The 11,470-nt window shown below is 62.1% G+C and carries 10 protein-coding genes and 2 pseudogenes; 7 read left to right on the forward strand and 5 right to left on the reverse strand.

What is annotated here, in order from left to right; genetic code table 11:
* Positions 1-24: 24 nt before the first annotated feature.
* The 4 genes from MOQ67_RS26305 (at position 25) to MOQ67_RS26320 (ending at position 4,768) form a co-directional block, all read left to right on the forward strand.
* On the forward strand, positions 25-219 hold the full coding sequence (locus MOQ67_RS26305; RefSeq protein ID WP_104904487.1) for a hypothetical protein: 195 nt from the start codon (positions 25-27) through the stop codon (positions 217-219).
* 123 nt (positions 220-342) lie between these two features.
* Positions 343-2,238: an alkaline phosphatase D family protein gene (locus tag MOQ67_RS26310; RefSeq protein WP_198718421.1), complete on the forward strand. Its 1,896-nt coding sequence runs from the start codon at positions 343-345 to the stop codon at positions 2,236-2,238.
* Between the two features lie 134 nt (positions 2,239-2,372).
* Positions 2,373-3,374: a diguanylate cyclase domain-containing protein gene (locus MOQ67_RS26315; RefSeq protein ID WP_046484746.1), complete on the forward strand. Its 1,002-nt coding sequence runs from the start codon at positions 2,373-2,375 to the stop codon at positions 3,372-3,374.
* A gap of 143 nt (positions 3,375-3,517) precedes the next feature.
* Positions 3,518-4,768 (forward strand): 2-aminoadipate transaminase, encoded by a 1,251-nt coding sequence (locus tag MOQ67_RS26320; RefSeq protein ID WP_198718420.1) that lies wholly within the window; start codon positions 3,518-3,520, stop codon positions 4,766-4,768.
* Here MOQ67_RS26320 and MOQ67_RS26325 read toward each other — a convergent pair.
* Positions 4,765-6,789: a c-type cytochrome gene (locus tag MOQ67_RS26325; RefSeq protein ID WP_198718419.1), complete on the reverse strand. Its 2,025-nt coding sequence runs from the start codon at positions 6,787-6,789 to the stop codon at positions 4,765-4,767. The two genes, MOQ67_RS26320 and MOQ67_RS26325, sit on opposite strands and share 4 nt — an antisense overlap.
* Before the next feature lie 229 nt (positions 6,790-7,018).
* On the opposite strand from MOQ67_RS26325, the pseudogene MOQ67_RS26330 reads away from it, so the two are divergent.
* From MOQ67_RS26330 to MOQ67_RS26340, 3 genes and pseudogenes are all read left to right on the forward strand, one after another.
* Positions 7,019-7,173 (forward strand): annotated as a pseudogene (locus tag MOQ67_RS26330) (type II toxin-antitoxin system Phd/YefM family antitoxin); the annotation flags it as partial.
* Positions 7,173-7,295: pseudogene (locus tag MOQ67_RS26335) on the forward strand (Txe/YoeB family addiction module toxin); the annotation flags it as partial. The pseudogenes MOQ67_RS26330 and MOQ67_RS26335, both read left to right, overlap by 1 nt.
* 292 nt (positions 7,296-7,587) lie before the next feature.
* Positions 7,588-8,304: a hypothetical protein gene (locus MOQ67_RS26340; RefSeq protein WP_017846728.1), complete on the forward strand. Its 717-nt coding sequence runs from the start codon at positions 7,588-7,590 to the stop codon at positions 8,302-8,304.
* Between the two features lie 59 nt (positions 8,305-8,363).
* Here MOQ67_RS26340 and ptaA read toward each other — a convergent pair whose 3' ends face one another.
* The 4 genes from ptaA to MOQ67_RS26360 all read right to left on the reverse strand — a co-directional run bounded on the left by ptaA (position 8,364) and on the right by MOQ67_RS26360 (position 11,467).
* Positions 8,364-9,458, reverse strand: a complete 1,095-nt coding sequence (gene ptaA / locus MOQ67_RS26345) for a pyoverdine biosynthesis transaminase PtaA (RefSeq protein WP_126586647.1) — start codon at positions 9,456-9,458, stop codon at positions 8,364-8,366.
* Between the two features lie 148 nt (positions 9,459-9,606).
* A complete protein-coding gene (gene cyoE, locus MOQ67_RS26350) occupies positions 9,607-10,494 on the reverse strand; it encodes a heme o synthase (protein WP_017846726.1) in 888 nt (295 codons plus the stop codon).
* Between the two features lie 11 nt (positions 10,495-10,505).
* On the reverse strand, positions 10,506-10,841 hold the full coding sequence (cyoD, locus tag MOQ67_RS26355) for a cytochrome o ubiquinol oxidase subunit IV (protein ID WP_017846725.1): 336 nt from the start codon (positions 10,839-10,841) through the stop codon (positions 10,506-10,508).
* On the reverse strand, positions 10,841-11,467 hold the full coding sequence (locus MOQ67_RS26360; protein ID WP_017846724.1) for a cytochrome o ubiquinol oxidase subunit III: 627 nt from the start codon (positions 11,465-11,467) through the stop codon (positions 10,841-10,843). The genes cyoD and MOQ67_RS26360 overlap by 1 nt, the downstream gene beginning before the upstream one ends.
* Positions 11,468-11,470: the final 3 nt, after the last annotated feature.

The raw sequence follows: 11,470 nt of genomic DNA on the forward strand, positions 1-11,470 counted from the left end.
ACCGAACTTACAGAGGAAACCGTGATGAATATTTTCTACAGCCATCTGAACTTCGAAAATTCGTTTCTGCCGACCTACTTGAACACACAGGTAGACCACCACTCCCCCTCAAAAACGCCCCCTCAGGGAGCGGCCATTGACGTCAATGGCGAGCAGTCGCCTAAAAAAGACCGCCCCGTGAGCGGGCTGGACAGCCTGGGTCGGGGAAACATCATCTGAGGCGCCCAACCAGAGGCTGCCGACCTGCAGTCTCTTCCTTCTTTCGATCCGCCCGGCCTTAACACAATACTGACATCCGCCGGGTTAACCTTCGCTACCCCCTTGCACAGAGCTTTCAACCCTATGCCTCACGCCGGCACCTTGCCCGACGTCCTCGCCGGCCCGCTGCTGCGGCGCCTTGAACCGCAGCGCCTGGTAATGTGGCTGGTGGGGACGCGGCAACTGCCTTTGACCCTCAGGCTGCACGTCGCCGAACAGAGCCGCGACATCGTGCTGGACCAAGGCCAGTGCCAAATCGTGCCGGTGGGGCGCCAGGCCTTTATCCACTTGATCGACATCCCGTTGGACGAGGCCCTGCCCCAGGACGCGTTGATCGGTTATGACCTGCTGATCGACGGGCGCGGCATCGCCCACTGGGCAGCGCACCTGCTCTATTGCGACGCGCAATCGCCGAGTTTCGTGCTGCATAGCCGTATTCATCAACTGGTCCACGGCTCCTGCCGCAAGCCCCATCACCCGGCGGACGAAGGCTTGCTGTGCGTCGATCGCCTGCTGGCCGACGCCCAGACCGCGGCCCAACGCCCGGCATTGTTGATGATGAGCGGCGACCAGGTGTACGCCGACGATGTCGCCGGGCCGATGCTGCGGGCGATTCATGGGCTGATCGCGCGCCTGGGGCTGTTCGACGAATACCTGGATGGCGCCGTGGTGGACGACAGCGCCAGCCTCTACGGGCATCACGCCAGTTATTACCAGCGGGCCGAACTGCTCCCCGCGCTGGACAGCAACGAGACCTTGCGCGAGCGCTTTTTCGGCGGCGTGAAGAAGCCGATTTTCACCAGCAGCACCGCCGACAATCACCTGGTGACCTTTGCCGAAGTGATGGCCATGTATTTGTTGGTCTGGTCCCCCACTCCCTGGACGCTGATCGCGCCACAGCCGCCGCAACTGAGCGCCGACGCGCAACAGCGTTATGCCCGCGAACAGGTGCAGATCGATCGCTTCCGCAACGGCCTGCCCGGCGTCGCGCGGGTGTTTGCCCATCTGCCCACGCTGATGATCTTCGACGATCACGACATCACCGACGACTGGAACCTCAGCGCGCAGTGGGAAGAAACCGCCTACGGCCATCCGTTCTCCAAACGCATCATCGGTAACGCGCTGCTGGCTTACCTGCTGTGCCAAGGCTGGGGCAACCAGCCGCAGGTATTTGGCCCGCTGATCAACCAGACCCAGGCGCTTGTCGCCCAGGCACAGCACAACCACCTGAACGCGAGTGCGCAGGATCAACTGATCGACACGCTGCTGGCCTTCCAACAGTGGCATTACGTGCTGCCGACCACCCCCGCGCTGGTGGTGCTCGACACCCGCACCCGCCGCTGGCGCAGCGAATTCAACCTCAAGCAACCGTCCGGCCTGCTGGACTGGGAAGCCTTGAGCGAACTGCAACAAGCGCTGCTGGACCACCCGTCGGCAATCATCGTCTCCCCCGCGCCGATCTTTGGCGTCAAGCTGATCGAGACCGTGCAAAAAGTGTTCAGTTGGTGCGGCTACCCGCTGCTGGTCGACGCCGAGAACTGGATGGCGCATCGCGGCGCCGCCCAGGTGATCCTGAATATCTTCCGCCACTCCCGCACACCGGGTAACTACGTCATCCTCTCGGGCGACGTGCATTACTCGTTCGTCTACGAAGTGCTGATCCGCCATCGCAACGCCGGCCCCAAGCTCTGGCAGATCACCAGCAGCGGCATCAAGAACGAATTCCCACCGCGCCTGCTGGAATGGTTCGACCGCCTCAACCGCTGGCTCTACTCGCCGCGCTCCCCACTCAACTGGTTCACCCGCCGCCGCACCATGCAGGTGGTGCCGCATATCCCGGAACACGCCGAAGCCGGTGAACGCTTGTGGAACTCGGCGGGGATCGGCCAGGTATTTTTCAACGAGCAAGGCCAGCCCGAGGCCATTTACCAGCACAACGCCAATGGGAAGGCACCGACGAGGATGCTGGCGCCGAAATAATGGCCTATCGCCACACTTCGGCAGCGGCACAGCCGTTCTATTCAAAGCGTGCAAGCCCCGTTGTACAGTAGCGCCAGCCACGGAGTATCGGCGTCAATTTGACCGGCCTTGGGGCCCACGCAGGAAGCGCGCACATGGACGATACATCCGGCAACAAACCGTCAACTGACCTCAATGCGGACATGTTGCATGCCGTCATTGAACTGGTCAGCGACGGGGTCTGGGACTGGAACGCGAATACGGGGTTCGTTTATCGCAACCCGGGCTGGTACGAAATGCTCGGTTACCCCCGCCACTCCCTGGAGAACAGCGTGTTCACCTGGGAGAACATCATCCACCCCGACGACTACCCCCGCGTGATGACGGTGTTCGATGACTACATCAACCGTCGCTCGCCCTATTACCAAACCGAATACCGTTGCCGCAAAAAAGACGGCAGCTACCTGTGGATCGAAGACCGCGGCTATGTGGTTGCGCGTAACCTCGACGGCTCGGTAGCGCGCATGGTCGGCGCCCATCGCGACATCAATACGCGCAAGTGCGCGATCGAACAGCTCGAACGGCGCAACCAATCCCTTGAAGCCTTGGTTGCCGAACGCACACGCGAGTTGTCGCGGGTCAACCAGCAACTGCAGTTGCAACTGGACGAGAACCGCTCCCTGGCCGAGCGTGACGCCCTGACCCGCGTGGCCAACCGTTATCGCCTGGAGAAAGTGCTGCTGGACGAATGCGAGCGCGCCCAACGCTTTCGCCTGCCGTTGGCCCTGGTCGCCATGGATATCGATGACTTCAAGCCGATCAATGATCGACACGGCCACGGCGTCGGCGACCAGACCCTGATGAGCGTCGTGGAGAGCCTGGAGGCCTGCGTGCGCCCCGGTGACTTGCTCGCGCGCTGGGGTGGCGATGAGTTCGTGGTGGTGCTGCCCAAAAGCACCCTGGAGAACGCAAAAAACCTGGCCGAGCGCATTCGCCAAAGCATGAGCGAAGTACCCACCGTGGGCGACTTCAAAATCACCCTGAGCCTGGGGGTGGTGGAGCGTCATGCGGGTGAAGCCCCCGCCGCCCTGATGGCGCGGGCCGATCAGGCGTTGTATCGCTCCAAGGCGGCGGGGAAAGACATCGTCTCGGAATGAATGCGCGGGTTTGTGGCCCCGAACGGCTGCTTGGCAAGCGCTCCTTCCGATTTGGAATGACCCGGCGACTTTATTTCGTTTGCGGCCCGGCCCGGCTCACGGCTTAGATAAAAAGACGCCCGCCATTGCCGAGTCCGAGATTCATGAGCCGCGAAACCATCAGCCAGTCGATTTCCATCGTCCACCCCATCAGCCTCAGCCACGGCAAGAACGCCGAAGTCTGGGACACCGCGGGCAAGCGCTACATCGACTTTGTCGGCGGCATCGGCGTGCTCAACCTCGGGCACTGCCACCCGGCGGTGGTCGAGGCGATTCGCCAGCAGGCGACCCAACTGACCCACTACGCCTTCAACGCCGCTCCGCACAGGCCTTACATCGAGCTGATGGATCGTCTGAGTGCATTTATCCCGGTGGACTACCCGGTCAGCGGGATGCTCACCAACAGCGGTGCGGAAGCCGCGGAAAACGCCCTGAAGATCGTGCGCGGCGCCACCGGCCGCACCGCGGTGATCGCCTTCGACGGCGCCTTCCACGGCCGCACCCTCGCCACCCTCAACCTGAATGGCAAGGTCGCGCCCTACAAGCAAAAAGTCGGTGTCCTGCCGGGCCCGGTGTATCACCTGCCCTACCCCAGCGCCGACAACGGCGTGACCTGCGCCGAAGCGCTGAAGGCCATGGACCGCTTGTTCAGCGTGGAAATCGACGTCGACGATGTAGCCTGCTTCATCATTGAGCCGGTGCAGGGTGAAGGCGGTTTCCTCGCGCTGGATATCGCGTTCGCCCAGGCCCTTCGCCGCTTCTGCGATGAGAAAAACATCCTGCTGATCGTCGATGAAATCCAGTCCGGTTTCGGCCGCACCGGGCAACGTTTTGCCTTCTCGCGCCTGGGCATAACGCCGGACTTGATCCTGCTCGGCAAAAGCATCGCCGGCGGTGTGCCGTTGGGTGCTGTGGTGGGGCGCAAGGCGTTACTCGACAACCTGCCCAAAGGCGGGCTGGGCGGCACATATTCGGGCAATCCCATCGCCTGCGCGGCGGCGTTGGCCACCCTGGAGGTGATGACGGATGCACAGTTGCAGGCCTGGGGCGCGCGACAGGAAGAGGCCATCCTGCGCCGCTACGAAACCTGGCGCGCGCAACGCCTGTCGCCTTACCTGGGCCGACTGACCGGCGTCGGCGCCATGCGTGGCATCGAGTTGGCCCACGCCGACGGCACGCCCGCGCCCCAGCAACTGAGCCAGTTGCTGAGCCTGGCGCGGGACGCTGGCTTGCTGCTGATGCCCAGCGGCAAGTCGCGGCACATCGTCCGCTTACTGGCACCGCTGACCATTGAGCCGGCGGTGTTGGAGGAAGGCCTGGACATCCTCCAGGCGTGCCTCAAGCAACTGGACTAGTAACGCGCATCCACCGGCTTGCCGCCGTTGGGCCAGTCTTTGACCTTGTCCGGGAAGTCCGGGCGAGGTTGCCCCGAGAAATACGCCGCGACGTCCACCGCTTCCTGGTCGGACAAACCGCCCTGGCCCAACGGGAACTGCTCGTGGAAGCCGATCGGCATGTTGCGTTTGACGAACGCCGCCGCCGTGTAGGTGCGTGCCATGCCCGCGCCGATATTGAACGACTGGTCGCCCCACAGCGGCGGGTACACCCGCTCGCCGTCGGCACGCGCCAGGCCCTCACCGTTGTCACCATGGCACACCGCGCATTGCTTGGCGTAGACCGCCTTGCCATTGGCCAGGTCCGGTTTGATCGCTGGGTCGACCTTGCCTACACCGCGCCCGGCCACCTTGTCTTCGGGGCGGGTGTTGTTCTTCATCCAGTCGAAGTACGCAACCATCGCCTGCATATCCGCCGATTGCGGCGGCAACGGTTTGCCGTTCATCGAGCGCCGGAAGCAGCCGTTGATGCGTTCTTCCAGGCTCACCACCTTGCCCGCGCGCGGTGCATAGCTGGGGAAGAAGGCCGACACGCCGACGAAGGGCGAACCGTCCGCCACGGTGCCGGCGTTGAGGTGGCAACTGGTGCAATTGAGCGCGTTGCCGACGTTGTCGGGCAGCAATGCCTTGGTTTGCAGGTGCAGACGCATGCCGCGCACCACCTGGTCGGCGTTCGGCGCCGCGAGCAGGTCGGCCAGGCGCGGGGTTTCGAAAGTGGAGGAGTCGGTCGTGGCCGGGTTGAGCTGATCGCGCAATGTCTTGACCTGCGCGGCGCTGATCGACGTGCCCTGGTTGCCCCAGCGCGTGCGAACGAAACTGAGGATTTCAGCGACCTCCTGGTCCGCCAGCCGGGCAAACCCGGGCATGGTGTAGACCCGTGGGTGAGTGGCCGTTTGTGCGGTCTCCCAACCGGTGAGGGTGATGTGCAGCAGGGATGTCGGGTCGTTCGAGACGATGCTCGGGTTGCCGGCCAACGGCGGGAACAAGCCTTTCACCCCCGCACCATCACTGCGGTGGCAGTCGCTGCAGAACTGCATATAACCCAGGCCGCCACGGCTGGTGAACAGGTCGGCGGGCGGCGCGGCCGGTGCGCGGGCCACCGACGGCATCGGCAGATCGTCCGGGCCGGGCGGCAAGGATTTCAGATAGCGGGCAATCGCGGTCAGGTCGTCGTCGCTGAAATGCTGGGTGCTGTGGTGAATCACATCGGCCATGTTGCCGGCGACGGTGGCAAAACGGTTCTGCCCGGTCTTGAGCAGTTGCACGGTGTCTTCCACGGTCCACAGGTTGCGCAGGCTCAGCGCGCGCCAATGCTCGACGGTTTCGCCGGCCAGGTAATGCTGGCCGCCGCGCCCGTCGTCGCTCATGGCCTTTTCCTGGAAGGCGATGCCCCGCGGGGTATGACAGGAGCCGCAGTGGCCCAGGCCCTGGACCAGATACGCGCCACGGTTGAGCTGCGCGTCACGGCCGGGGTCGGGCTGGAACGCTTGCTTGTCGAGAAAGGCGAAGTTCCACAAGGCCAGGCCCCAGCGCTGGTTGAACGGGAAGCCCATGTCCGCCTCGAGGTTGGTCTGCCGCACGGGTTCCACGCCTTGCATCAGGTAGGCGTACAAGGCGCGCATGTCCTCCTCGCTCATCTTGGCGTAGGACGGATACGGCATCGCCGGGTACAGGTTCATACCCGCGGGTGTGACACCTTCACGCATGACTCGGTCGAACTGTTCGAAGCTGTAGGCGCCAATACCGGTCTCGCGGTCCGGCGTGATGTTGCTCGAATAGATCGTGCCCATTGGCGTGCTGAGCTCCAGCCCGCCGGCCATCGCGTTGCCTGGCTTGGCGGTGTGGCAAGCGATGCAGTCGCCCAATTGCGCGACATATTTGCCGTGTTCGATCAGTGCGGTATCGGCGGAATTGGCGTGCAGGGGTAGCGTCAGACCAAGCGTCGCCCCCAGCAAGGCCTGGCGTGACAGAGAAAGCGCCATTGCATTAGTCCTTTAATGACCTCGCGTGGGGAAGCCCCCTCGGCGCAGGTCCGTTGTCGTTTTTATGGGTTCATCAGACCTTTGTGTTGTAACGGGTTTAGCGCTGCGGGGTTTTGATGTGGGTCAGGCTCAAACCGTAAGGGTGCCACCCACTGACCGTTGATAAGGAAACCCTTGAACACATGTACGTATTTCTGTACGTCTCGTACCATCAAGCGAGGACATACCCATGGAAACAATCAACTACACCAATGCCCGTGCCCATTTCTCCGAGACAATGGATCGGGTTAATGACGATCACATCCCGTTGCTGCTCACCCGGCAAAAAGGTGAGCCCGTGGGATGATCTCGCTATCGGAGTTCAATGCCCTTGAAGAGACGGCCCCGAACCACTCAAATACAACCTCAGTGGCTTCTGGTCTCGGCGAATCACCGCCGAACATCGCTTGGTCTATGGCATAGAGGATGATGAGACTCAGGTCTTGATGTGTCGTTATCACTATTAACGGGGAATACCTGTTGAAGCCGACTGCCCTGGTCCGCGCCTGAAAACATCCGACGCTTTTCTGCAGGGAAGCACACTGGCGCTGGCACCGTCGATACTGTCGAGCGGCGCCTGGGCGGGCGGCACGGTCATCGGCAGCCTGTTGGGCATGCGGGCTGACCGTAGGTCTGTTTTGCGGGCGCTGGCCGCCTTGCGTCGCAATAAGGGCATTGTGCTGCCTTGACCTGCCCCCCCTCCCCGCCGAAAATGCCCGACGCTTTTTTGTCCCTGTTTACTGAAGTAGTGAAATTTCAATGCCCGATTCCTACACCGCTGAATCCGCCGAAGAATCCGTAGTCGCCTTGCAATCCAAAGCTGAATACGAAAACGCCATCAATCTTTCACAGCATGTGCCAGCGGCCAAGATCATCAGCGAGATGGTGCTGGACGCGTTCCACACCTCCAAGGAAAGCGACCAGATCCGCGAGTTGCGCGTGGCCATCCGCCAGGCCCACGATGCCTTCGACGACGACAAGGCCTACGACCTGATGGGCCAACTCAAGCAGCTCAAGGACGCCGAAGCCGCCGACAACATCGCGCTGGAAGACCTGAGCAGCAAGTTCTCGATCAGCCGCATCCTGTCCAGCTTCAAGGACGACCCGGCGTTTCAGGAGCTGGTCTACGGCCTGGCCCTCAAGGTGCTGAACCAGTCCCACCAGGCCATCAGCAACCCGAGCGCCGGCAAGGGCAAGGCCTCGCGGCCGAAGAAAGAAGCCGAAGTGTTTGTGATCAGCAAGGATGGCATCAGCGTCACCCTGCCGCTGCGCACGCCGCGCTCGAAGCTCAATGTCGACCGTGAAGCGTTCGAGTTCCTGGGTTTCAGCTTCGTGGGTGAAGGCGATGACGCCGAGCTGGAAGTCGAGAGTTTTGTGGATAACGCCGGCGCCGAACAGCCATTGAGCCGCAAGAGCGTGATCACGGCGTTGCAGCAGCAGACCGCGTTCGATGGGTACAGCATCGCGCAGCAGTAGTACCGCAGAACCCAATGTGGGAGGGGGATTGCTCCCTCCCACATTGGTTTTGTATTGGGTTAAACGCTGCGCTGGACCTGCGCCGCAAACACCTCGCGAAACCGCTCCATCTCGTGCTTGTTCCCCACCGTCACCCGCACCCACTGCGGCCAACTCTTCCATACGCGGCCGATCATCACACCTTGCGCGGCCAGTTTCTCGATCACCTGCTCCGCCGGTTGCTTCACGTCGATCATGAAGCAGTTGCTCTGCGACAGCGTGCAGGTGAACCCACGGGCCTTGAGCCAGGCGACGGTCTCCTCGCGCAGTTGCGCGTTCAGGGCCTTGCGTTGCGGCAACAGCTTGACGTCTTCGAGGCTGGCCTGCGCACCGAGCAAGCCGCTGCCGGCAGGGACGTTGTCGCCCCCGAACACCGCGAGGCGCGCCAGCAACGCCGGGGCGCCGATCGCCAGGCCCACGCGCGCGCCGGCCATGCCGTAGATTTTCGAGAAGGTGCGCAACACCAGCAGGTCGTCGTGTTCCTTGACCCAACTGACACAGCTGGGGGCGTCGGCGAAGTCGATGTACGCCTCGTCCACCACCAGCACGCTGCCTTGGGGTTTGTTCGCCAGCGCGTGGCGGATGGCCTCGGTGGACGTCAGGGTACCGGTGGGGTTATTCGGGTTGCACAGGTAGAGCATGCCCGCCTGGGGATCGGCGGCGAGCATCGCGGGGATGTCGTGGGCGTGCTCGGCCGTGAGGCTCACTTCATGCACCGGCGCCCCGCTCGCCTCGGCCGCTTGGCGCGGCACCTCGTAGGACGGCGTGGCCATCACCAGCCCGCGGCTTTCGCCGGTAAACGCCAACACCGCGTAGCGCAGCGCCGCCATGGAGCCGGAAAACACCGCAACCTGTGCTTCGGCAATCCCCTGCTGCCGGGCAAACAACGCGGCCAAGGCGTACATGTGGCCGTAGGGATAACGCCCGGCCGTGGCAATCGCGCCCTGCATCGCCTCGCGGGCGGCGCCCGAGGGGCCGTAGGGGCTTTCGTTATAGTTGAGCCGCACCTTCTCAGCCTTTGCCGGCGGTGGGCTGGCGACTGCCCAGTCCAGGCGCCCGAGCAAGGGCAAGGCCGCGCCCAAGGCGAGAAGGGACCGACGACTAACGCTGACCATGGTGACAACTCCTTGTACGCGGGTAATGGATTCGCACAGCTCGTACAGTGAGGTATGACGAGAAAGGCGCCGGCCGATTTAATCCCGCGCCCAAGAAAAAGCCCCGCACTTCTCACGAAGGCGGGGCTTGTTCACTGCTTGGAACCACTCAGGGCGCGTAGGTCAGCAACAGCTCTCTCGGCACCTGGAAATCCAGGGACATCATCACGCTGAGCGCGGTGATGGTGAAGATCGAGAACACGAACAGCTTGCGTGCCCACACGGTGTCGTCCACCGCCTTGTAACCGGTCCAGGCCATGTACAACCAGTACATGCCCATGGCGGCGGCGACGGCAAGGTAGCTCATGCCGGCGTAGCCACTGAAGGTCAACATCAAGGTCGCCACGAGGAAGGCCAGGATGTACAGCAGGATGTGTTTCTTCGCCACCTGGATGCCGCGCTTGACCGGCAGAACCGGAATCGACGCAGCCAGGTAGTCGTTGAAACGGAAGATCGCGATGGCATAGGAATGCGGCATCTGCCACAGGCTGAACATCACCAGCAGCACCAGCGCGGCCATGTCGAAGCTATTGGTCACAGCCACATAACCAATCACCGGCGGCATCGCCCCCGACAGACTGCCCACCAGCGTGCCGTGAACCGACTTGCGCTTGAGGTACAGGCTGTAGAGGCCGACGTAGATGACAAAGCCGATCACGGCAAACAGCGCCGCCAACGGGTTGGCCACCTTGTACAACAACACCACGCCGGCAACACCCAGGACGGTCGCGAACAGCAGTGCCAGTTTCAGGGAAATAAGACCCTGGACCAGCACGCGATTCTTGGTGCGTTCCATCTTGATATCGATGTCGCGGTCGATGCAGTTGTTGAACACACAACCGGAAGCTACCACCAGGGACGTGCCGATCATGGCGGCCAGGAAGATGGCCAGATCGACATGTCCCTTGGAGGCCAGGAAGAAGCCGCCTGCCACAGAAAGCACGTTACCGAAAATGATCCCCGGTTTGGTGATTTGGATAAAGTGCTTAAGCGACATCGGGTCTTACCTCACTTCGCCATCATGTAGGTGTGGATGCTGAACATGATCCACAGCGACAGACCAACCAGCAGAACGATCACCAGGCCTGCGAACACGAACGCAATCACGTTCTCGCGTTGGGCCTCGGAGCGGTCCAGGTGCAGGAAGTACACCAGGTGAACCAGGACCTGAATCACCGCGAACGCCAGGACGATCATCAAGGTGATCGACTTCGGCAAGGTTGGGTACATCACTAGGCCGAACGGGATCAGGGTCAGGATGACCGACAGGATGAAGCCGATAGCGTAAGTCTTTACGCTGCCGTGACTCGCATCATGGCTGTCATGGGAGTGTGCATTAGCCATTACAGGGTCCCCATCAAGTAGACGACGGTGAATACGCAGATCCAGACCACATCCAGGAAGTGCCAGAACAGGCTCAGGCAGTTCAGGCGAGTCTTGTTGGTGTTGGTCAGGCCGTGTTTATTGACCTGATACATCATCATCGCCATCCAGATCAGGCCAGATGTCACGTGCAGACCGTGGGTCCCCACCAGCGTGAAGAACGCCGACAGGAAGCCGCTGCGGCTCGGGCCGTAGCCTTCGGAGATCAGCAGGTGGAACTCGTTGATCTCCATGCCGATGAAGCCCAGGCCGAACAGGAAGGTCAGGCCCAACCAGGTCAGTACGCCCTGCTTGTTGCCCTTGTAGAAGGACAACATGGCGAAGCCGTAGGTGATCGAACTGAACAACAGCAAGGCGGTTTCGCCGAGCACGTAAGGCAGTTCGAAGATGTCGTGGCCCGCCGGGCCACCCGCTACGTTGTTTACCAGTACCGCGTACACCGCGAAGATCGACGCAAACAAAATGCAGTCGGTCATCAGGTAGAGCCAGAAACCGTAGACGGTTACCGGGCCCGAGTCGTGGTGATGGTCATCGTGCCCATGGTCATCGACATGGGCGTGTCCAGCATTGGTCACTAAGTTCGACATGGT

This window comes from Pseudomonas sp. LY-1 (genome assembly GCF_053502595.1).

Coding starts and splice junctions, on each gene's coding strand:
- MOQ67_RS26305 (WP_104904487.1), top strand. CDS start 25: ATGAATATTTTCTACAGCCATCTGAACTTCGAAAATTCGTTTCTGCCG.
- MOQ67_RS26310 (WP_198718421.1), top strand. CDS start 343: ATGCCTCACGCCGGCACCTTGCCCGACGTCCTCGCCGGCCCGCTGCTG.
- MOQ67_RS26315 (WP_046484746.1), top strand. CDS start 2,373: ATGGACGATACATCCGGCAACAAACCGTCAACTGACCTCAATGCGGAC.
- MOQ67_RS26320 (WP_198718420.1), top strand. CDS start 3,518: ATGAGCCGCGAAACCATCAGCCAGTCGATTTCCATCGTCCACCCCATC.
- MOQ67_RS26325 (WP_198718419.1), bottom strand. CDS start 6,789: ATGGCGCTTTCTCTGTCACGCCAGGCCTTGCTGGGGGCGACGCTTGGT.
- MOQ67_RS26340 (WP_017846728.1), top strand. CDS start 7,588: ATGCCCGATTCCTACACCGCTGAATCCGCCGAAGAATCCGTAGTCGCC.
- ptaA (WP_126586647.1), bottom strand. CDS start 9,458: ATGGTCAGCGTTAGTCGTCGGTCCCTTCTCGCCTTGGGCGCGGCCTTG.
- cyoE (WP_017846726.1), bottom strand. CDS start 10,494: ATGTCGCTTAAGCACTTTATCCAAATCACCAAACCGGGGATCATTTTC.
- cyoD (WP_017846725.1), bottom strand. CDS start 10,841: ATGGCTAATGCACACTCCCATGACAGCCATGATGCGAGTCACGGCAGC.
- MOQ67_RS26360 (WP_017846724.1), bottom strand. CDS start 11,467: ATGTCGAACTTAGTGACCAATGCTGGACACGCCCATGTCGATGACCAT.